Origin of the sequence: Streptomyces sp. CB01881, from assembly GCF_002953255.1 — a bacterium.
Classification (GTDB): Bacteria; Actinomycetota; Actinomycetes; order Streptomycetales; family Streptomycetaceae; genus Kitasatospora.
Map to the genome: position 1 here is coordinate 6,861,774 of NZ_CP026498.1, position 20,200 is coordinate 6,881,973.

General features: G+C 73.1%; 18 protein-coding genes and 1 pseudogene. 3 read left to right on the forward strand and 16 right to left on the reverse strand.

Annotation, left to right across the window (positions count from 1 at the left end):
* Positions 1-1,170 (forward strand): AIR synthase related protein (locus C2142_RS19755; RefSeq protein WP_241002669.1); only part of this gene is annotated, 1,170 nt, incomplete at its 5' end.
* A 64-nt stretch (positions 1,171-1,234) separates the two neighbouring features.
* Complete coding sequence (locus C2142_RS19760) at positions 1,235-2,062, forward strand: sterol carrier family protein (protein WP_148643887.1); 828 nt, start codon at positions 1,235-1,237, stop codon at positions 2,060-2,062.
* A gap of 13 nt (positions 2,063-2,075) precedes the next feature.
* On the opposite strand, the gene C2142_RS19765 is transcribed toward C2142_RS19760, so the two are convergent.
* The 4 genes from C2142_RS19765 to fbaA form a co-directional block, all read right to left on the reverse strand.
* On the reverse strand, positions 2,076-2,315 hold the full coding sequence (locus C2142_RS19765) for a hypothetical protein (RefSeq protein ID WP_148643888.1): 240 nt from the start codon (positions 2,313-2,315) through the stop codon (positions 2,076-2,078).
* A gap of 73 nt (positions 2,316-2,388) precedes the next feature.
* The gene (locus C2142_RS19770) at positions 2,389-3,360 is read right to left on the reverse strand and encodes a DUF3152 domain-containing protein (protein WP_241002670.1); all 972 of its coding nucleotides are present in this window, start codon (positions 3,358-3,360) and stop codon (positions 2,389-2,391) included.
* 187 nt (positions 3,361-3,547) lie between these two features.
* Entirely contained in the window at positions 3,548-3,976 is a 429-nt protein-coding gene (locus tag C2142_RS19775) for a DUF3151 domain-containing protein (protein WP_148643889.1), read from the reverse strand.
* Positions 3,977-4,030: 54 nt separating this feature from the next.
* The gene (gene fbaA, locus C2142_RS19780) at positions 4,031-5,053 is read right to left on the reverse strand and encodes a class II fructose-bisphosphate aldolase (protein ID WP_148643890.1); all 1,023 of its coding nucleotides are present in this window, start codon (positions 5,051-5,053) and stop codon (positions 4,031-4,033) included.
* Positions 5,054-5,414: 361 nt separating this feature from the next.
* Between fbaA and C2142_RS19785 the strand changes: the two genes are divergently transcribed.
* Positions 5,415-6,137, forward strand: coding sequence for a VTT domain-containing protein (locus C2142_RS19785; protein ID WP_148643891.1), 723 nt, complete (start codon positions 5,415-5,417; stop codon positions 6,135-6,137).
* 89 nt (positions 6,138-6,226) lie between these two features.
* On the opposite strand, the gene pyrE is transcribed toward C2142_RS19785, so the two are convergent.
* The 12 genes and pseudogenes from pyrE to C2142_RS19845 all read right to left on the reverse strand — a co-directional run bounded on the left by pyrE (position 6,227) and on the right by C2142_RS19845 (position 20,158).
* A complete protein-coding gene (pyrE, locus tag C2142_RS19790) occupies positions 6,227-6,763 on the reverse strand; it encodes an orotate phosphoribosyltransferase (protein ID WP_148643892.1) in 537 nt (178 codons plus the stop codon).
* A gap of 30 nt (positions 6,764-6,793) precedes the next feature.
* Complete coding sequence (locus C2142_RS19795) at positions 6,794-8,155, reverse strand: hypothetical protein (RefSeq protein ID WP_148643893.1); 1,362 nt, start codon at positions 8,153-8,155, stop codon at positions 6,794-6,796.
* A 145-nt stretch (positions 8,156-8,300) separates the two neighbouring features.
* Entirely contained in the window at positions 8,301-9,980 is a 1,680-nt protein-coding gene (locus C2142_RS19800; protein WP_241002671.1) for a polyamine aminopropyltransferase, read from the reverse strand.
* A gap of 140 nt (positions 9,981-10,120) precedes the next feature.
* On the reverse strand, positions 10,121-10,648 hold the full coding sequence (locus tag C2142_RS19805; protein ID WP_148643894.1) for a DUF2617 family protein: 528 nt from the start codon (positions 10,646-10,648) through the stop codon (positions 10,121-10,123).
* 538 nt (positions 10,649-11,186) lie between these two features.
* A complete protein-coding gene (locus tag C2142_RS19810; protein WP_148643895.1) occupies positions 11,187-12,347 on the reverse strand; it encodes a pyridoxal phosphate-dependent aminotransferase in 1,161 nt (386 codons plus the stop codon).
* A gap of 98 nt (positions 12,348-12,445) precedes the next feature.
* Positions 12,446-13,009, reverse strand: a complete 564-nt coding sequence (locus C2142_RS19815; RefSeq protein WP_148643896.1) for a hypothetical protein — start codon at positions 13,007-13,009, stop codon at positions 12,446-12,448.
* Complete coding sequence (locus tag C2142_RS19820) at positions 13,006-14,748, reverse strand: alpha/beta hydrolase (protein WP_148643897.1); 1,743 nt, start codon at positions 14,746-14,748, stop codon at positions 13,006-13,008. The genes C2142_RS19815 and C2142_RS19820 overlap by 4 nt, the downstream gene beginning before the upstream one ends.
* A gap of 3 nt (positions 14,749-14,751) precedes the next feature.
* Positions 14,752-15,138, reverse strand: coding sequence for a hypothetical protein (locus tag C2142_RS19825; RefSeq protein WP_148643898.1), 387 nt, complete (start codon positions 15,136-15,138; stop codon positions 14,752-14,754).
* A 160-nt stretch (positions 15,139-15,298) separates the two neighbouring features.
* A pseudogene (locus C2142_RS40045) lies at positions 15,299-15,455 on the reverse strand (aminotransferase class I/II-fold pyridoxal phosphate-dependent enzyme); the annotation flags it as partial.
* 222 nt (positions 15,456-15,677) lie between these two features.
* Complete coding sequence (locus C2142_RS19835) at positions 15,678-16,244, reverse strand: YbjN domain-containing protein (protein ID WP_148643899.1); 567 nt, start codon at positions 16,242-16,244, stop codon at positions 15,678-15,680.
* A gap of 206 nt (positions 16,245-16,450) precedes the next feature.
* Positions 16,451-19,072: an ATP-dependent chaperone ClpB gene (clpB, locus tag C2142_RS19840; RefSeq protein ID WP_148643900.1), complete on the reverse strand. Its 2,622-nt coding sequence runs from the start codon at positions 19,070-19,072 to the stop codon at positions 16,451-16,453.
* Between the two features lie 129 nt (positions 19,073-19,201).
* A complete protein-coding gene (locus C2142_RS19845) occupies positions 19,202-20,158 on the reverse strand; it encodes a LysR family transcriptional regulator (RefSeq protein ID WP_148643901.1) in 957 nt (318 codons plus the stop codon).
* Positions 20,159-20,200: the final 42 nt, after the last annotated feature.

Sequence of the window (20,200 nt, forward strand, 5' to 3'; positions counted from 1 at the left end):
GAGATCTTCTGGCACGGCGAGCTCGTCGTGGACGTGCCGCCGCGCACCGTCGCCCACGAGGGCCCGACCTACCAGCGCCCGTTCGCCCGCCCGAGCTGGCAGGACGCGCTGCAGGCCGACGCCCCGGACGCCGCGCGGCTGGCCCGCCCGACCACCGGCGAGGGCCTCAAGGCCGACCTGCTGAAGGTCGCCGGCCACCCGAACCAGGCCTCCAAGTCCTGGATCACCGACCAGTACGACCGCTACGTGCTCGGCAACACCGTGCTCTCGGTCGGCGAGGACTCGGGCATGATCCGGATCGACGAGGAGACCAACCTCGGCGTCTCGGTCGCCACCGACGGCAACGGCCGCTACACCAAGCTGGACCCGTACACCGGCGCCCAGCTGGCCCTCGCCGAGGCGTACCGCAACGTCGCGGCCGGCGGTGCCAAGCCGCTCGCCATCTCCGACTGCCTCAACTTCGGCTCCCCCGAGGACCCGGACGTCATGTGGCAGTTCGCGGAGGCGACCCGCGGCCTGGCCGACGCCTGCCTGGAGCTCGGCACCCCGGTCACCGGCGGCAACGTCTCGCTGTACAACCAGACCGGCGAGGTCGCCATCCACCCGACCCCCGTGGTCGCGGTGCTCGGCGTCATCGACGACGTCACCCGGCGCACCCCCCTCGGCTTCGCCGAGGAGGGCCAGCTGCTCTACCTGCTCGGTGACACCGCGGACGAGTTCGGCGGCTCGGCCTGGTCGCAGGTGGTCCACGACCACCTCGGCGGTCTGCCGCCCAAGGTCGACCTGGGCCGCGAGAAGCTGCTCGGCGAGATCCTGATCGCCGCCTCGCGCGACGGCATGATCGACGCCGCGCACGACCTCTCCGACGGTGGCCTGGGCCAGGCCCTGGTGGAGAGCTGCCTCAAGGGCGGCAACGGCGCGCGGATCATCGTGCCCGAGGGCCAGGACCCGTTCGTGTTCCTGTTCTCCGAGTCGGCCGGCCGCGCGGTCGTCGCGGTGCCGCGCAGCGAGGAGCTCCGGTTCAACGACATGTGCACCGCACGCGGCCTGCCGGCCACCCGGATCGGCGTGGTCGACGGCGATGCGCTGGACGTCCAGGGGCAGTTCACCGTCTCGCTGGCCGAGCTGAAGGACGCCCACACCGGCGTCATCGAGGCCCTGCTCGCCTGATGCGGCTGTGCCGAGGGGCGGACGGTTCGAAGGAACCGTCCGCCCCTCGGCGTATGTTGGGCCCATGCCTGCCAAGTCCCGTACGTACCAGCCGGCGAAGGTCCGCGCCGCGCTGGCGGCCCAGACCGGCGCGCTGCGCGACGCCGTCCACGCGCTCTGCGCCGCCCCCGACGCCGAGCGGCTGCTCGCGGGGCCGACCAGGCTGGGGGAGTGGCGGGTGCGCGAGCTGGTCGCGCACCTCGCGGTGCAGCTCGACTGGGTGCCCGCGCACCTGGACGACCCCCTGGAGGGGCGTCCGGCGCTGGACCTGGCGCGCTGGGTGGTCGGCGTCGGCACCGTCGCGCCGCTGCTGGACGCCGGGGCCCGGGAGCACGCCGCCAGGGAGTTCGGTGGTGACCCGGCCTCGGTCGCGGCCGCCTTCGACCGGGCTGCCGACGCGCTGCTCGCCGTCCTGGACGGGCCCGAAGTCGCCGACCCGCAGCGGCGGTTCGAGATCCGGCTGGGTTCGATGACGCTCGCCGACATGCTGGTCACCCGGCTGGTGGAGGCGGTCGTGCACGCCGACGACCTGGCCGACGCGCTCGGTCTGGCGGCCTTCCCGCACGACCGGCAGGCGCTGGCAGCCGTCACCCGGCTGCTGGCCGACGCCCTCGCCGACCGGGTGCCCGGCGGCGCGGTCGAGCTGCGGGTGCCGCCGTACGCCGTGGTGCAGGCCGTCGAGGGACCCCGGCACACCCGGGGCACCCCGCCGAACGTGGTCGAGACCGACCCGCTGACCTGGATCCGGCTCGCCACCGGGCGGGCCGACTGGGCGACCGCGGTGGACGCGGCGGCCGTCGCGGCCAGCGGTGAGCGGAGCGACCTGCGGGAGTACCTGCCGCTGCTCGGCTGAGCGGCCCCCGGACTCAGCCGTGCAGTTGGGCGGCGAGCGCCGCCCCGGCCCGCTGGAGCGGCGCGCCGGTGAGCGCCTGGTCCCGGCCGGTGGTGTCGGTGTCCTGCGACACGATCAGCACGATGTCGCCCGCGCCCACCGCGGGGATCCGGGCCACCGCGGCGGTGCCCGCCCCGGGGGTGGCCTGGCCTCGCCCTTCGCCGACCGCGGTGAGGAGCCGGGGGTGCCGGGCTGCGGTGCGGTCGGCTGTCATGCGGTCAGCGTAGGACGGCCCCTGCCGCGGGCGGTCGGTGAATCCGTCTCAGGTCTGTCCCGGCCCGCCGGCCTCAGGGCACGGCCGGGCCGCTGAGGTACGTCCCGTCCGCCGAGTACGGCCAGGCGTTGGGCTCGCAGCCCTTGAGGCCGTAGATCTGCTGCATCATCGCGGGCGCCGGCTTGCCCTTGCCCGGGCAGGTCTCGTGCCCGTGGCCGATCCGATGCCCCACCTCGTGGTTGACGATCAGTGCCCGGTACTCCTCGATCGGGCCGCTGAACTGCGGTGAACCGGTGTTCCAGCGCTTGACGTTGACCAGCACCTGGTTGCCGACGTTGCAGTTGACCTCGCCGTGGGTGTCCAGCCCGGCCGCGCCGCAGATCCTGTCCACGGTGGCCGGTGACGCGATCTTCACGGTGAAGTCGTACGTGCCGTTCGCCACCAGCTGGAAGCCGTTCTTGCGGTCGTTGGTCCAGCCCCGCTTGTCGGCCAGGATGGCCTGGACCTGGGCCGCGGCGCCCGCCGGGTCGATCCCGATGCCGTCCTCGACCTCCACCCGGTAGCGGCGGACGGTGCCCTTGCCGACCGCTGCGGCGGCGCCGGGGGCGACGGTGAAGGTGCCCGCGCCCTTGCTCGGGCCCGGGTCCGGGGCGCTCGGCTCGGGGGCGCTCGGCTCCGGGGCGGGCGGCGGGGTGGGGGTCGGCGTCGTGGCCGGTGTCGTGGCCGGGGCGGGTGCGGCCGGGGTGCCGTGGTCGGACGGCGCGACCCGGCCCTGGGCGGTCTGCCCGCTGTCGGGCAGGGTGTCGGGGCGGTTCAGCACGTAGAGCGTGCCGCCGAGTATCAGCACGGCCGCCACCAGGGCGCAGACCATCCCCGGGCCGAGCCTGCGGCGCTGGCGGCGCCTGCGGCCCCCGCCCGCCTGGCCCTGGCCGGCCCGCCCGCCGCGGGCCCGAGGGGCGGCGCCACGGGAGCCTCCGGTACGGGACCCGGCACCACGGGAGCTGCGCGCGCGGGAGCCGCGCTGGTCGGGTCGGGCTGTGGGCACGGTGAGGCTTCCTGTCTGACCGGTGGGGTCGCGGAGCCTTCGAACTGACGTGTGCGTTCCCCCCGCCCGGACACCCTGGCATGGAGACCAGGTGAATGTCCACGTACCGGGTATGCACGGCAAATCCGCCGGTCCCCGCCGCCCGGAGGGGCGGCGGGGACCGGCGGATCACGGCGGACCGGGCGGATCAGCCCAGGGTGGCGGCGGCGGTCGGCGAGCTGTCCCGGAGGAACTGCGCGCAGCGCTCCGCCTCCTCCTTCTCCTCGATCGCGGCGGCGGCCCGGCCGAGCGCGTGCAGCGCCCGCAGGAAGCCGCGGTTCGGTTCGTGCTCCCACGGCACCGGGCCGTGGCCCTTCCAGCCGGCCCGGCGCAGCGAGTCCAGCCCGCGGTGGTAGCCGGTGCGGGCGTACGCGTAGGACTCGACGGTGCGGCCGGCGGCGAAGGCGTCGTCGGCGAGCTGGGCCCAGGCCAGCGAGGAGGTCGGGTACTTCGCCGCGACCTCGGCCGGGGAGGCGCCGCCGGCCAGCAGCTCCAGCGGAGCGGGCTCGGCGGGCAGGTGGGTCGGGGGCGGGCCCCCGAGGAGGTTCTGGCCCGCGAAGGGGCTGTCTGTGGTCATGCCCCCCAGTGAACCACTGGGGGGCATGCGCCAGGTCCCGCCTGCGGCGGAGCCTTACTTCAGGCGGTTGCCGGCCGAGCGCAGCTGCTGGGCGGCCTCCAGGACGCGGGCGGCCATGCCGGCCTCGGCGAGCTTGCCCCAGGTGCGCGGGTCGTAGGTGTTCTTCTTGCCGACCTCGCCGTCGACCTTCAGCACACCGTCGTAGTTCGCGAACATGTGGCCGGCGACCGGGCGGGTGAAGGCGTACTGGGTGTCGGTGTCCAGGTTCATCTTCACGACGCCGTTCTCCAGCGCGGTGGCGATCTCCTCCGCGGTCGAGCCCGAGCCGCCGTGGAAGACGAAGTCGAACGGGTCGGTCTTGCCGTACTGCTTGCCGATCGCGTCCTGGAGCTCGCGCAGCAGCTCCGGCTTCAGGACGACGTTGCCCGGCTTGTAGACGCCGTGCACGTTGCCGAAGGAGGCGGCCAGCAGGTAGCGGCCCTTCTCGCCCAGGCCCAGGGCCTCGGCGGTGCGGACGGCGTCGTTGACGGTGGTGTACAGCTCGTCGTTGATCTCGTGCGTGACACCGTCCTCCTCGCCGCCGGTCGGGGTGATCTCGACCTCAAGGATGATCTTGGCGGCGACGGCCTGGGCCAGCAGCTCCTCGGCGATGGCCAGGTTGTCGTTCAGGGTCTCGGCCGAGCCGTCCCACATGTGCGACTGGAACAGCGGGTTCTGGCCCTTGGCCACGCGCTCGGCGGAGACCGCCAGCAGCGGGCGGACGTAGCCGTCCAGCTTGTCCTTCGGGCAGTGGTCGGTGTGCAGCGCGACGGTGATGTCGTACTTGGCGGCGACGATGTGCGCGAACTCGGCGAGCGCGACGGCGCCGGTCACCATGTCCTTGTTGTGCTGGCCGCCCAGGAACTCCGCACCACCGGTCGAGATCTGGATGATGCCGTCGCTCTCGGCCTCGGCGAAGCCGCGCAGGGCGGCGTGCAGCGTCTGCGACGAGGTGACGTTGATGGCCGGGTAGGCGAACTTGCCCGCCTTGGCCCGGTCCAGCATCTCGTTGTAGACCTCGGGAGTTGCGATGGGCATGCGATCCGCTCCTGTCGGGTTGCGGCGTACGGACGGTGCTGTCCGACGCTGTGTACGCCTTCGTTACGACTTCCGGGGTAACGGCAGCCGAGCGCGGCTCTGCGGTGCGGCTCTCCGGTACCTGGGCTCGAGGCGGCCGCCACGGTCGACAATGAGGGTGTTCGCGACCGCGGCCCGGACGCCTGTGCCATCTTCCCAGACTTGCGCTCCGGGGTCAGCAGGCAGCCCGCCAGTCGGGACGGTCGCTCCGACGTGCTACGCGGCACGGGGCGGACGGATGACCGGGTGCTCCGAAAGGATGACCCTCCTCTCGGCCACCGGGGCGAAGCCCTGGTAAAGACGGGCCCGCTATCCTGCGGCCGTGGACTACAACCAGCTGGCCGTCAACCTGCTCGACGCCAAATCACTGATCTCGTCCCTCGGTGCCATCGGGCTGATCGCGATCATCTTCGCGGAGACCGGCCTCCTGGTCGGGTTCTTCTTCCCCGGGGACTCCCTGCTCATCATCGCGGGCGTGGCCGCCTCGAACGCCGCCTCGTCGGTGCTCGGCGAGGGCACGAAGCTGCCGATCGCGGCACTGCTGATCGGGGCCCCGATCGCCGCCATCGCCGGCGCGCAGCTCGGGCACCTGATCGGGGTGAAGGTCGGACCGAAGATGTTCGACAAGCCCGAGTCGAAGATCTTCCGCCGCGAGTACGTGGTGAAGGCCGAGGAGTACTTCAACAAGTTCGGTCCCGGCAAGGCCGTGGTCCTGGCCCGCTTCATGCCGATCGTCCGCACCTTCCTCAACCCGGTCGCGGGCACCCTGGAGATGCCGGCCCGGACGTTCTTCCTCTGGAACGTGGTCGGCGGTGTGCTCTGGACCGAGTCCATGCTGCTGATCGGCTACTTCTTCGGTGACGCGCTCGCCCCGGTGATCGACAAGTACCTGATTCCGGCGGTGCTGCTGATCGTGCTGCTCTCGATCTCGCCGATCCTGATCGAGGTGGTGCGCGAGCGCAGGAAGAAGAAGGCGGGCGGCGCCGGGACGGCCGCCGCGGAGGCCGAGGCCGTCCAGGCCGGCGGGCGCCACCGCCGCGGCTGAGCCACGGAACGACGACGAAACGGCCGGGGCCGGGAGCTGTTCCACGTGGAACAGCTCCCGGCCCCGGCCGTTTCGTCGTACTCGGGCCGTCAGAGGCCCAGGTCGTCCAGGTTGTACGCGGTGACGTACGGCAGGCCCGTTGCCTCGACCGCGGCGGCGCCGCCGCGCTCCACGATCACCGCGACACCGACCACCTCGGCGCCCGCCTCGCGCAGGGCCTCGACGGCGGTCAGCACCGAGCCACCGGTGGTGGAGGTGTCCTCGACCGCCAGCACCCGGCGGCCCTTGACCTCCGGGCCCTCGATCCGGCGCTGGAGGCCGTGCGCCTTGCCCGCCTTGCGGACCACGAAGGCGTCCAGCTCCCGGCCGCGCGCCGCGGCGGCGTGCAGCATGGCGGAGGCCACCGGGTCGGCACCGAGGGTCAGACCGCCGACGGCGTCGTACTCCAGGTGGGCGGTCGCGTCCAGCATCACCCGGCCGACCAGCGGGGCGGCCTGGCCGTCCAGCGTGATCCGGCGCAGGTCGACGTAGTAGTCGGCCTCCTTGCCGGAGGAAAGGGTGACCTTGCCGTGCACGACGGCCTTGTCCTTGATCTGTGCCAGCAGGGCGTCGCGGTCGTTGCTCATGAGCGTTCAGTCTAGGCCCTGAGAGCCCGGCTAGCGTCGGCGCAGGGCCCTGACCAGCACCACGGCGCCGCCGACCAGCGCGACACCGCCGCCGATCATCCACGGCACGGCACTGCGGCCGCCCGGGCCCGGCACCACGATTCCGCCAGCCTCGCCGCCCCAGCGGGACGCCGCCCGGGCCCGCGCGCTGCGGGCCGGCAGGGCGGGGGCGTAGCGGCCGCGCGGCGGTGCGTGGTCCACCTCCTCGGCGGAGCGGCCGACGATGCTGCGGCGGACGGGGCCGCTGAGCACCGGCTCCTGCTCGTACTCGAAGGGCAGCTCGGCGGGGAGTCCGGCGGGCGGCTCCTCCGCGGCGGCGGGGTCCTCGACGCCCTCGGAGTCCTCGTGCTCGTCCTCGCGGCCGGCCGCGTCGCCGGTTGGCAGGCCGAAGCGCTCGGCGTCGGCGTCGGAGAAGGCGATCAGGTCGGAGAGGTCGTCGTCGAGGTCCTCACCGGGCTCGCTCTGGTGGTCGTCCAGGAAGAACACGGTGGCGGTGGGCTCCTCGGCGTCCTGGGCGTCCTCCGTGCCCTCGGCGTCCTGGGCGTCCTCCGTGCCCTCCGCTTCCTGGGCCTCCTCCGTGCCCTCGGCGTCCTGGGCGTCCTCCGTGCCCTCCGCTTCCTGGGCCTCCTCCGTGCCCTCGGCGTCCTGGGCCGCGTCCTCGCTCGTCGCGGTCTCCTCGGCCTCGGTCTCGGCTTCCTGGTCGGTCTTCGCGTCCGCGTCGGTGTCCGCCGCCGCGTCCGCGTCCGCCTCCACGTCCGCGTCGGTGTCCGCCGCCGCGTCCGCGTCCGCCGCCGCGTCCGCGTCCGCCTCCACGTCCGCGTCGGTGTCCGCCGCCGCGTCCGCGTCCGCCGCCGCGTCCGCGTCCGCCTCCACGTCCGTGTCCGCGTCCACGTCCGTGTCCGCCGTCGCGTCCGGGGAGGCGAGGGCGGCGGCGAAGCGGTCCAGCAGACGGTGGCCGGTCGCGGTGAGGGTCTCCTCGTCGAACTCGGTCAGCCGCCCGGTGGCGCTCAGGTCGCCGGTGAACCGGACCAGTGCGCTGCCGTCCTCGGCGCCGTCGGCGACGCTGACCCGGAGGGTGGCGGTCGCCTCGCCGCTGCCGCGTGCCTCCTGGCCCTCGGCGAACACGGTGAGCACGCCCTCGCGGCCCTCGATCAGCGACAGCACGCCGCGGTAGGTGATGGTGGAGGCGCCGACCCGCAGCTTCAGCCGTCCGCCGATCTCCTCGGCGGGGCCGCTGCCGACGGCGGCGGGCTCGGTGCTGAGCCCCGGCACGCAACGGGCCAGCAGAGCCGGATCCAGCAGGGCCTGCCGGACCAGCTCGGCCGGCATCGGGACGACAACCTCATGCTCCATGCCACGGAGCCTACCGATCGGACCCCCGATGGTCCCTGCTGCGGCCCCCACCTGTCGCGCCGACTTTTCCGCCCGGCCCCCGTCGCCCCGCCGGACCGTGCCCGGGGCCCCGCCGCGCAGCCCCGTCGCCCGCCCGTCCGGCGTCTCACCGCGGCCCCAGCAGGGTGAGGGCGGCCGGGGGGCGGGCCGGGCGGAGGGCGGTGAGGCGGGAGGCGGCGGCGCGGAGGGCGTCGGGGGTGAGCGCGCGGGGCGGCGGGGCGTCCGGGGCGAGGCCGAGCGGGGGCTGGGCGGCGGCCGCGAGCAGGAAGGCCTGGCCGCCGCCGCTGCCGCCGCCACCGTCGCCGCTGCTCTCCGGCCCGGGCCGGCAGCTCGTGGTGGCGCCGCCCTGGACGGCGTACGGGACGGTCCGCAGGCCGGCCGCCCGCAGCCCGGACTCGACCTGCCAGAGGCCGTTCCGCTCGTCGCCGTTGCGCTCGTCGCCGGCCCGGACGGCGATCCGCCCGCCGGGGGAGAGCAGCCGGGTGGTGAGGCCGTAGAACTCCTGCGAGTGGAACGTGACCGTGCCGGCCTCGTCGGGGGCGGGCAGGTCGGCGAGGACGACGTCGAAGGTGCGGTCGCCCGTGCGGACGCTGCGCAGCCACTCCAGCGGGTCGGCGTCGGCGGTCCTGACCCGGGGGTCGTCCAGCGAGTGGCCGGAGAGCGCGGCCAGGCCCGGGTCGGTCCGGGCCAGCCGGGTGAGCGCCGGGTCGGCGTCGACGACCAGGACCGAGCGGACCCCTCCGTGCCGCAGCACCTCGCGCAGGGCGAGCCCGTCGCCGCCGCCGAGCAGCAGCACCCGGGCGTCCGGCCCGGCCGCCATCGCCGGGTGGACCAGCGCCTCGCTGCCCCGGTACTCGTCGGGGCCGCAGACCGCGAGCCGCCCGTCCAGGTAGAGCCGCAGCGGGCCCTCGGCCGGGCCGGTGAGCACGATCTCCTGGTGCCGGCCGTGGGCGGCGAAGCGGACCTGCGGGCCGTACAGGGCGCTCCGGGCGGCCCGTTCGATCGCGCCGGACCAGGCGGCGGCCGCGGCGAGGGCGGTCAGGACGAGCCCGCAGCAGCACCAGAGCAGCATCCGGATCCGCGGGGCCGGTTCCTCGCGGAACAGCCAGAGCACCACGGCGGCCCCGGCGACCGCGTTGACCGCGCCGGTGACCAGGGCGCCGGTGCCGGGCCCGAACGTGGGCAGGATCAGGAACGGGAAGGCCAGCCCGCCGATCAGCGCCCCCACGTAGTCGGCGGCGAAGAGGTCGGCCGCGGCCCGCCCGGCGTCCTCGCGCCGGATGCGCTGGATGAGCGTCATCAGCAGGGGGATCTCGGCGCCGATCAGGACGCCGATCAGGCAGGTCAGGCCGACCATCGCGGCCTGGTAGCGGCCGATCCAGGCCCAGCAGGAGTACAGCGCGAGGACGGAGAGCCCGCCGGTGAGCGCGAGCGCACACTCGACCAGGGCGAAGGCGGTGGCCGGGCGGCGGGTGAAGCGCTTGGCGAGCAGGGAGCCCAGGCCCATCGCGAACACCATGACGGAGAGCACGACGGACGTCTGGGTGACGGAGTCCCCGAGCAGGTAGCTGCCGAGCGCCACGAGTTCGAGCTCGTAGACGAGTCCGCAGGCCGCGCAGACGAACGAGGCCAGCAGAACGGTGAGCCGGGCGAGCCGGGGGCGGGCACGCAGCCGGCACCGACGGCGGGCGGGCAGGGGGGTCAGGCTCCGCCCGAGCCGGAGTGGGCTGCCGTCGTCGAGGTCGAGTCCCGGCTGTGCGGGGGGACCGGCCGGATGGTTGATCACGAACAAACGCTAGGCGACGTTCGGTACGGGTGGCTGCGTCCATTCGACGGACAGTGCGATACGTCGGGTTGACGGATCGTTCCTGCGTACGAATGGGGGCCGGTCTGCGGCCGTATGACCGCTTCTGGCGGTTGCCGTGCTCACCGGGACACCACGAGCGAGGAGCGGGTGCAGACCAGCTGCCCCTCCTGCGGGTAGGCGTGCCAGGTGCGCCAGAGCAGCCGGTCCGCGCCGCCCTGGGCAACCAGCGCGGTGAAGGCGCTCGGATCGCCCGGGAAGACCCCGGCCAGGCCGCGCGGGTGCCCCTCGACCAGGGCCAGCAACTCCTGGGCGCGGGCGGCGAAGTCGTGCGGCGGCAGCGCCTCGATCCGGGCCGCGAACTCGTACTCCCAGCCGTCGACCTGCTTGGCCACCCGGGCCGGCAGCGGGGTCCGGCGGCCGGGCAGGCAGGCGACGGTCTCCAGGCACTCGCCCGGTCCGGCGGCGATCACCACCTGGTGCGATGCGCCGAGCAGCCGCAGCTGCAGGGTGCCGGGCGGACCGGGACGCCCGGCACCGTCCAGTCTGAGGTCGCGGACGGCGAGAGCGGGCAGGGTTTCGCCGCCCAGGCACCAGGCCAGGTCACCGGCGCGGGTGTCCGTGTAGGAGGTCTGCAGTGTGGTGAGCATGCTCGGCTCCGCGTTTCAGCTCCGTGCGCGCCCGTCGAGCAGCAGCGAGTAGGGCCAGGCAAAGGCGAGGCTGTTCGTGGCTGTGCGGTCCAGGGCGCGGCCGACCGTGGAAGGAAGGATTCCGGCTGGAGATTCAGCAGCAGAGAAGCATGAATACGCCGGGTCCGCCGGTGATTTACCCAACTTTGTCAAGCATTCACCGTTTCGGGCACACCTGCTTCCCCGCTCTGATCGACCCGGTGTGCGACTCTGCACAGCGCGCGCCCCTCGCACCGGCTGATGCGCCGTGCGCTCTGCACGCACGCCGCCCACGAGCCCCGTGCGCCCCACCCTCCCACGCTCCCGGCGCAAGGCGGTCCACGCTCCCCCGCGGTCCTGCCCGACAGGCATGCCGAATGCCTAACAGGCAGCGAACACCCGTGCCCGTCGGGCAAGTTGACGAATGGTCAGAACATCCCGCCGATCCCGCCGGGTGGGGGGATCCGGCTGGGCCGGGTCACCGCCTCCTCCGGCGGGATCGGCGACCCGGCCGGATCGGTCAGAGCCGCCGGAGCCGCGTGACGGCCTCGGCGAGGACGTCGTCGCGCTTGCAGAAGGTGAACCGGACGAGGCTCCGCCCAGCCTCGGCGTCGTCGTAGAAGACGGCGTTGGGGATGGCGACGACGCCGCAGCGCCCGGGGAGGGAGCGGCAGAACTCGACGCCGTCCTTCTCGCCCAGCGGTGTGATGTCGGTGGTGATGAAGTAGGTGCCCTGCGGCTGGAACACGGCGAAGCCGGCGGCCGCCAGCCCGTCGCCGAGCAGGTCCCGCTTGCGGAGCATGTCGGCCCGGAAATCGTCGAAGTAGCCGTCGGGGAGGCGCAGGGCCTCGGCGACGGCGTACTGGAACGGCCCGGCGCTGACGTAGGTCAGGTACTGCTTGGCGGTGCGGACGGCGGCGACCAGGGGGGCGCTCGCGGTCACCCAGCCGACCTTCCACCCCGTGAAGGAGAAGGTCTTGCCGGCGGAGGAGATGGAGACGGTCCGCTCGCGCATGCCGGGCAGGGCGGCGATCGGGTGGTGGCCGCCGCTGAACACCAGGTGCTCGTAGACCTCGTCGGTGACGACCAGCAGGTCGTGTTCGACGGCGAGTCCGGCGATCGCGGCGAGCTCGGCGGGGGTGAGGACCAGGCCGGTGGGGTTGTGCGGGGTGTTGATCAGCAGCAGGCGGGTGCGCGGGGTGATCAGCGCCCGCAGCTCGTCCAGGTCGGGCCGGAAGCCGGGCGCGCGCAGGGTGAGCGGGACGCGGGTGGCGCCGGCCATGGCGATGCACGCGGAGTACGAGTCGTAGAAGGGCTCGAAGGCGATGACCTCGTCGCCCGGCTCCAGCAGGGCGAGCAGGGCGGCGGCGATGGCCTCGGTGGCGCCGGCGGTGACCAGCACCTCGGTGTCGGGGTCGTACGTGAGGCCGTAGAAGCGCTGCTGGTGCCCGGCGACGGCCTGCCGCAGCTCGGGGATACCGGGGCCGGGCGGGTACTGGTTGCCACGGCCGTCGCGCAGGGCCCGTACGGCGGCCTCGCGGATCTCCTCGGGTCCGTCGGTGTCCGGGAAGCCCTGGCCGAGGTTGATCGAGCCGGTGGCGGTGGCGAGGGCCGACATCTCGGCGAAGATCGTCGTACCCAGCCCGTCCAGCCTGCGGTTCAGCAGCGGCCTGGTTCCCATGCGAAAGGCTCCTCACAGCTCGTCGTGGGGGACATCTTCTGACGGCCGGTGGGCGGCGGACAAGCATGCGCGCCCGCCGCCCCGGCCCGACTCGTGCCTCAGCTCGACCAGTACGGGTCGTCGACCGTCGCGCACTGGTCGGCGTAGTTCAGCGGTCCATGGAGGAACCCGCCGTTGCCGTTGGCATCGGTGGTGTCGGTGACATCGGTCAGGGTGGCTCGGACCTCCGCGCAACCGTTCACACGCACGGCGAACCAGAGGGTGAACCCCGAGCCCCTCACTTCCACCGCGCCCTCGGAGCGCTCGACCGGGTAGCCCTTTCCCTTCCAGAGCGCCTGGACGAGGTCGAGCGGCTCCTGACCCCGCCTGGAGGCGATCCGGACCCGGGCCGCCTGTTTGGCGATCATCTCCGTGCGACCCGTCTTCCTGCACCCGGACGTTCCGCAGAACCCGGTCAGGTCGGGGTTGCTCTCGAACTTCGTCTCAGCCCACTGGAGCCCCGGGTGGAAGGCCCCAGCGACATCGGCGAGTTCGCCCTCGACCCGGTGCTGCGCCTGCTCGACCGGCACGGTGGGTTCCTTCTGCTCCGGCCAGGCGAGCCAGCCGACGAGGAGCGCCAGCACGACCCCCGGCACGGTCACGCGCCATGTCGGGGCCCTCACCGTGGGTCCTGCCGGGTGATCGTGTTCCCGTGGCCGCTCACGATCTTCCCGATGTTGGGGAGCGAGTCGCCGCCCGCGCCGTGCTTCCCGAAGTAGTTGTCGTGCGAGTCGGTGATGGTCCCGTCCGCCACCGAGAAGCGCTGCCCGCCGAAGCTCTCGCTCGCCGGGTCCGTGCCGTGCCACGACCCGTCGGGATTCGTGATCGCCTCGACCGCGGCCCAACCGGGAATGAGCATCCCGGGGGACGGCGCGTCCGCGACGGGATCGTACTTGGCCGTGCCGACGTACACGTGATCCGCACCGATCCCGAGCTGCGTCGCCTTGTCCACCCCGACGCCCGGGCTGCCGACCAGGACGATGTCGTCGACGGGCAGGCCGCCGGGGTGCTGGGTGGCTTTCCCGACCACCAGGGAGCCGTAGCTGTGCCCCTGCGCGGTCATGTGCGCCGGCGCCCCCTCATGGGTGGCCCGGAGTCCGGTGAGGAACTTGTTGTAGTCAGCCCCGCCCGCGACCGCCCGGTCCTCGGTGAGCACCGATGGACCGTCCAACTGCGGGGCGTCGTACCCCAACCAGAACACAGAGGCGACACTCGGCGTCTCGTTGGGCCCCGCGCTGCTCACCGCGGAATCGTAGATGCGCTTCGCCGTCATGGCGTCGCCGCCTCCGACGCCCGCCATGGTGCTGTTCAGCCCGGGCACCAGGGACGAGACGTTGCGCGCCTTGTCCGGGTCACCCCAGGACACGATCGCACGGCCCTGCCCCTGATCACCGATCCCCAGCAACAGCAGCGGCGGGTCGGAGTTCGGCCCGCCCGCACCACCGTCCTTCTTGCCGTCGAGCCGGTCCTGGATGGATTGGAAGCCGTCGAGCTTCTCCTGCAGGGCGTCGCGCTTGGCCTTCCACTCCGTGTAGGCGGGGTTCGGGCGGATGAACCTGCCGGTACCCACGGTGGCGGCCGGCGCGGGGCCGAGGTCGGCGATCTGGCGCTGGCGGTCCTGGATCAGGTTCTTCAGGTTGGTCCGGTTGGCCTGGTTGCGGGCGGCGGCGGGGATGCCGTCGAGGTTGCCGACCTGGTCCGGGTGGTTGAGGATCATCCGCTGCTGCTGAGCATCGGTCAGGCCGTTCCACCAGGCCTTGACGCTGTTCGGGTCGGTGCCGGCGGCGGGGATCTGCTGGAGCGCGTTGGCGGCGTCCGTGTCGGCCTTCACGGTGGCCGAGTCGAGGCCGGTGCCGCTGCTCGCGTTGGTGGCGAGGTGGGCGAGCCGGGTGTTGATGGTCTGGTCCGCGTGGTCGGCCTCGTTGAGCGCGGCGGTGATCCGGGCCTGGATCTGCTTGGCCTGGTTCTCGGCGTCGGTGCCGGCGAAGTTCGCGGAGTTCGGGTCGTTGTCCCAGGTGATCCCGCCGTCGGCGGCCACGGTCAGCTTGTGGGTCTTGGCGTCGTCGAGGGCGCTGATCAGGTGTGACTGGGCGGCGGCGAAGCCGTCGTAGGCGTCCTGCAGGGCCCTGCTGACGAGGCCGATCTCCTGCTGGGCGGCTTGGAGCTCGTTCTCCAGGAGCTGGATCCGGGCCTGGGCGTGGCCGGCGGCGGTGCCCGTCCACTGGGAGCGGTTCAGCCGGTCGATGACCTCGGTCTGCCAGTTGTCCTTGTGCTGGCCGAAGGCGGTGGCGAGGGTGTCGAAGGCGTTCTTCGCGGTGATGATGCCGATGACGTCGGCGTCGTGAAGGGTCTTGATGTCCATCGGTTACTCGGCCGCCTTCGCGCTGGAGGGCTTCACGGGGCCCGGGACGACGGTCGTGCCGAAGGGGTCCGGCTCGTCCGGGATCGGGGCGGCCGGGTTCCTCATGCTCGTGTGGATGTCCTTCTCGACCTGGCGGTAGTAGGCGGCCGATGCGGCGAGCTTGGTGCCGACGCCGCCCATGTCGCCGCCGAGCTTGTCCAGCAGCGTCTTCCAGTTCGTGCCGCAGTTCGTGATGGCGGCGGCGGTGAGAAAGCCCCGCAGACCGGTGGCGGTCTGGTTGCACGGCTCGGTGATCTTCGACGTCTCGCCCGGTATGAGACCGCCTATGTGCTGGGCGCTCTGTCCGCAGCCGTCCAGCTCGGCCGGATTGACCTTGAGCTCCAAGGACATATCAGGATCCGACATGTGTTTCCCCCCGCAATCGGGCGCCACCCGTAGGCGGCGTTCCCCCTGCCCAGAAATGATTACCGTCGGATAGTAATCAGTTGCTCCTTACTGCGATCGGTGGACCGGGCGCCGGCTCGGACTTGTGGGTAGGCGAGCAGGGCTTGACCCAGCCGACCTTCCACCCCATGAAGGAGAAGGTCTTGCCGGCGGAGGAGATGGAGACGGCCCGCTCGCGCATGCCGGGCAGGGCGGCGGTCGGGCCGGCCGCCGCTGAACACCAGGTGCTCGTAGACCTCGTCGGTGACGACCAGCAGGTCGTGCGGTGACCAGCACCTCGGTGTCGGGGTCGTACGTGAGGCCGTAGAAGTGCTGCTCGTGCCCAGCCCGTCCGGCCTGCGGTTCAGCAGCGGCCTCGTACCCATGGCGGCTCCTCACGCCTCGGTGTCGGCCCCATCCCGGGGCCGTGCGGCGGCCGGGGACAAGGACGGCCCGCCGCCGGGGTGTGCCGGTGGCGGGCCGTGCCGTGTGCTGACGCTCGGGGGTCAGGCCTCGTCGGTGCCCTCGGGGGCCTGGCCGTCGCCCTCCTCGCCCTCGATCTCCTTCTGGAGGCCGAGGCGCTCGACGATCCACTGCTCGAAGCCGACGGCGGCCTGGGTCCAGTTGGCGGTGGTGGTGACGAAGTAGTCCAGGTTCACGCCGGTGCCGACGATCATCTGGGCCTCGCCGATCAGGCGGACCACGCCGTCCTCGTGGGTGTGGGTGTAGACCTTGGGCCAGAGGGTCTCACGGTTCCACTCGTCGATGAGGTCGAGGAGCTCGGCCTTGTCCTCCAGCGGGTGCGCGCGGTCGTAGAACGCGCGGACCGCGAAGAGCTCCTTCTGCTCGCCGCGGAACATGTAGTAGACGCGGAAGCCCTCCCAGGGGGCGGTGAGGTCGCCCTCCTCGTCCACGACGTGCTTGAGCTGCATCTGGTCCAGCAGCTGGGTCACCAGGGCCTGGTCCGGGACGATGATCGGCGGCGGGCCGGCCGGTCGGCCGCCCTGGCCGCCACCCGGCTGCCCGCCCTGCGGCAGGCCGAACGACGGGATGGACGACGGATCGATGCTCATGGGGGTCCTCATTTCTCAGTGCACGTGGTGGCCGGCAATGAGAGGCCGCCCTTTCCACCTCCCATCCTGCCTCATCCGGGCCCGGCCTCACAGGGGTGGCGGGACGGGAAGGATCTTGCCGGAGGGGCGGCGGACACCGAGGGTGAACACGGCGGTGGGCCGCCCCTCCCGCAGGGGCGGCCCACCGCGGGCCGGGCCCGGGCGCGCTACTTCTCCAGCGGCCCGCGGGCACGGACGGTGAGGCGGTCGGCCTCCTCGTCCCGTTCGACCAGGACGGTGTCGCCGTCGTGCACCTGGCCGGAGAGGATCGCCCGGGCGAGCTGGTCGCCGATCGCGGACTGCACCAGGCGGCGCAGCGGACGGGCGCCGTACGCCGGGTCGTAGCCGGTGAGCGCGAGCCAGTCCCGGGCCGCCTCGCCGACCTGGAGGGTGAGCCGCCGCTCGCGCAGCCGCTCGCCGAGCTTCGCCACCTGGAGGTCGACGATCCGGCTGAGCTCGGCGGTGCCCAGCGGGTCGAAGACCACGATGTCGTCCAGCCGGTTGAGGAACTCCGGCTTGAACGCGGCCCGGACGGTGTCCAGCACCAGGGCCTTCTTCCGCTCCTCCGGGGTGCTCTGGTCCACCAGGAACTGACTGCCCAGGTTGGAGGTGAGGATCAGGATCGCGTTGCGGAAGTCCACCGTCCGGCCCTGGCCGTCGGTGAGCCGGCCGTCGTCCAGCACCTGGAGCAGCACGTCGAAGACCTCGGGGTGGGCCTTCTCCACCTCGTCCAGCAGCACCACGCTGTACGGGCGGCGGCGGACCGCCTCGGTGAGCTGGCCGCCCTCCTCGTAGCCGACGTACCCGGGCGGGGCGCCGACCAGGCGGGAGACGGAGTGCTTCTCGCCGTACTCGCTCATGTCGATGCGGACCATCGCCCGCTCGTCGTCGAAGAGGAAGTCGGCCAGGGCCTTGGCGAGTTCGGTCTTGCCGACGCCGGTGGGGCCGAGGAAGAGGAAGGAGCCGGTCGGCCGGTCCGGGTCGGCGATGCCGGAACGGGTGCGGCGCACCGCGTCCGACACGACCTGGACGGCCTCGGTCTGGCCGATCAGGCGGCGGCCCAGCTCGTCCTCCATGCGCAGGAGTTTGGCGCTCTCGCCCTCCAGCAGCCGGCCGGCCGGGATGCCCGTCCAGGAGGCGACCACGTCGGCGACGTCGTCCGGGCCGACCTCCTCCTTGACCATGGCGGGGGAGGCGGACCCGGCATCGGTGTCCGCCGTGGCCGCGCGCTCCTGCGCCTCGGCCAGCTCGTGCTCGGCGGCCGGGATCTCGGCGTACATCAGCTTGGAGGCGCGTTCGAAGTCGCCGTCCCGCTGGGCGCGTTCGAGGGCGCCGTGCAGGTCGTCGAGACGTTCCTTGAGCTCGCCGACCCGGTTGAGGCTCTTCTTCTCCTGCTCCCAGCGCGCCGTGAGCACGCTCAACTGCTCGTTCTTGTCGGCGAGATCGCGCCGCAGCCGGTCGAGCCGGTCGACCGAGGCGGGGTCCGACTCCTTCTCCAGGGCCAGCTCCTCCATCCGCAACCGGTCCACGGAGCGTTGGAGTTCGTCGATCTCGACCGGGGAGGAGTCGATCTCCATCCGGAGCCGGGAGGCCGCCTCGTCGACCAGGTCGATCGCCTTGTCGGGGAGGAAGCGGGAGGTGATGTAGCGGTTGGAGAGGGTGGCGGCGGCGACCAGGGCGGCGTCCGAGATCTGCACCTTGTGGTGCGCCTCGTACCGGCCCTTGAGGCCGCGCAGGATGGCGATCGAGTCCTCCACGCTGGGCTCGCCGACCAGCACCTGCTGGAAGCGGCGCTCCAGGGCGGGGTCCTTCTCGATCCGCTCGCGGTACTCGTCCAGCGTGGTGGCGCCGACCATCCGCAGCTCGCCGCGGGCCAGCATCGGCTTGAGCATGTTGCCGGCGTCCATCGCGGAGTCGCCGCCGGCGCCCGCGCCGACCATGGTGTGCAGCTCGTCGATGAAGGTGACGACCTGGCCGTCGCTCTGCTTGATGTCGTTCAGGACGGCCTTCAGCCGCTCCTCGAACTCGCCCCGGTACTTGGCGCCGGCGACCATCGCGCTGAGGTCCAGCGAGACCAGGCGCTTGCCGCGCAGCGACTCCGGGACGTCCCCGGCGACGATCCGCTGGGCCAGGCCCTCGACCACGGCCGTCTTGCCGACGCCCGGCTCGCCGATCAGCACCGGGTTGTTCTTGGTGCGGCGGGAGAGCACCTGGACGACCCGGCGGATCTCCTGGTCCCGCCCGATCACCGGGTCGAGCTTGCCGTCCCGGGCGGCCTGGGTGAGGTCGGTGCCGTACTTCTCCAGGGCCTTGTAGGTGCCCTCGGGGTCCGGCGAGGTGACCCGGCCGCTGCCGCGCACGTCCTTGAAGGCGGCGAGCAGCGCCTTCGGAGTGGCGCCCTGCTGCACCAGCAGATCGGCGACGGCCCCGCCCTCGGCGGCCAGGCCGACCATCAGGTGCTCGGTGGAGACGTACTGGTCGTCCAGGTCGTCGGCGCGCTTGCCGGCCTCGGTGAGCACGGCGAGGGTGTCGCGGGCCAGCTGCGGGGCGGCGACGGTGGAGCCCATCGCGCTGGGCAGCGCGGCCAGCAGCCGGCGCGCGCCGTCGTCGACCCGGCCGGCGTCCGCGCCGACCGCCTCCAGCAGCGGCCTGGCGATGCCCTCGGGCTGCTCCAGCAGGGCGATCAGGATGTGCACCGGCTTGACGTCCGGGTTGCCCGCGGCGCCCGCCTGCCGGATTGCGGCGGACAGGGCGTCCTGCGTCTTGGTGGTGAACTTGCTGGCGTCCACTGCTGGGGTGTCCTCCTTGCTCGTGCGTGGATCCCGCTTGCCGTGCGTGGATCCCTGCTGGTGCGTGGATCCCGGGCTGGTGCCCGGACCCTGCTGACTACAGCATGCACTAAGTTGAGTCTATTCCGCTCAACTTTCCACGGCTCGACTTCCGGATGAACGGTTGTGGGGTTCGCGGCCCGGCGAGCGCCGGGTCAGCGTCAGCAGTTCCCGGGCCGGGCCGCTCGGCCGCCGCCCGGCCGGCCAGACCGCGCGCAGCGGGCGCCGCAGGTCCAGCCCCTCCGCCAGCGGCACCGCCACCAGCCGCCGGGTCGCCAGCTCCTCCACCACCGCCAGCTCGCTCAGGCAGACCGGCCCGGCACCGGTCATCGCCGCCGCCTTCAGCGCCGTCGACGAGGCCAGCTCCAGTCGTGGTTGCGTTGCGCCCCCGTACGGCGCCAGCGCCATCTCCAGTACCTCCCGGGTGCCCGAACCGGGCTCGCGCAGCACCAGTGGCGTCGCCGCCAGCTCGGCCCCGGTCAGCGGGGCCCGGCGGCGCGCCCAGGGGTGGCCGGGGGCGACCACGACCACCAGCCGGTCGGCGGCCACCACCGCGCCGGCCAGCCCCCGCGGGGTGGACGGGCCCTCGACGAAGCCGAGGTCCGCGTCCCCGGCCAGCACGTGCCCGGCGACGTCCGCCGAGTTGGCCGTCCGCAGCGTCACCGCCGTCCCCGGACTGGCCTCGTGCAGCGCCAGCAGCCAGCCCGGCATCAGGTACTCGGCGACGGTCAGACTGGCCACCACCACCAGCCGGGCGTCCCGCCGCTCGCGCAGTGCGTCGATCCCGGCGTCCAGCGCCTGCGCCGCCTCCACCACCTGGCGGGCCCACTCGACCACCAGCCGGCCCGCCTCGGTCGGCCGGCTGCCCCGGGGCGAGCGGTCCAGCAGGGGGACGCCGATCTGCTGCTCCATGCCCTTGATCCGGGCGCTGGCGGTCGGCTGGCTCACCCCCAGCTCGGCCGCGGCCCGGCCGACACTGCCCAGCCGGGCCACCGCGAGCAGCAACTCCAGGGCACCGAGTTCGGGGACGCGGGGGGAGAGGGCCATAGGTTCAGGCTATGCCCTCATAGAGCTCCGGCCGCTACCGGA

What these genes read in the sequence shown, in the direction of transcription:
- C2142_RS19760 (WP_148643887.1), top strand. Translation starts at nt 1,235, where the DNA reads ATGCCTGCCAAGTCCCGTACGTACCAGCCGGCGAAGGTCCGCGCCGCG.
- C2142_RS19765 (WP_148643888.1), bottom strand. Translation starts at nt 2,315, where the DNA reads ATGACAGCCGACCGCACCGCAGCCCGGCACCCCCGGCTCCTCACCGCG.
- C2142_RS19775 (WP_148643889.1), bottom strand. Translation starts at nt 3,976, where the DNA reads ATGACCACAGACAGCCCCTTCGCGGGCCAGAACCTCCTCGGGGGCCCG.
- fbaA (WP_148643890.1), bottom strand. Translation starts at nt 5,053, where the DNA reads ATGCCCATCGCAACTCCCGAGGTCTACAACGAGATGCTGGACCGGGCC.
- pyrE (WP_148643892.1), bottom strand. Translation starts at nt 6,763, where the DNA reads ATGAGCAACGACCGCGACGCCCTGCTGGCACAGATCAAGGACAAGGCC.
- C2142_RS19795 (WP_148643893.1), bottom strand. Translation starts at nt 8,155, where the DNA reads ATGGAGCATGAGGTTGTCGTCCCGATGCCGGCCGAGCTGGTCCGGCAG.
- C2142_RS19805 (WP_148643894.1), bottom strand. Translation starts at nt 10,648, where the DNA reads ATGCTCACCACACTGCAGACCTCCTACACGGACACCCGCGCCGGTGAC.
- C2142_RS19810 (WP_148643895.1), bottom strand. Translation starts at nt 12,347, where the DNA reads ATGGGAACCAGGCCGCTGCTGAACCGCAGGCTGGACGGGCTGGGTACG.
- C2142_RS19820 (WP_148643897.1), bottom strand. Translation starts at nt 14,748, where the DNA reads ATGGACATCAAGACCCTTCACGACGCCGACGTCATCGGCATCATCACC.
- C2142_RS19825 (WP_148643898.1), bottom strand. Translation starts at nt 15,138, where the DNA reads ATGTCCTTGGAGCTCAAGGTCAATCCGGCCGAGCTGGACGGCTGCGGA.
- C2142_RS19835 (WP_148643899.1), bottom strand. Translation starts at nt 16,244, where the DNA reads ATGAGCATCGATCCGTCGTCCATCCCGTCGTTCGGCCTGCCGCAGGGC.
- C2142_RS19845 (WP_148643901.1), bottom strand. Translation starts at nt 20,158, where the DNA reads ATGGCCCTCTCCCCCCGCGTCCCCGAACTCGGTGCCCTGGAGTTGCTG.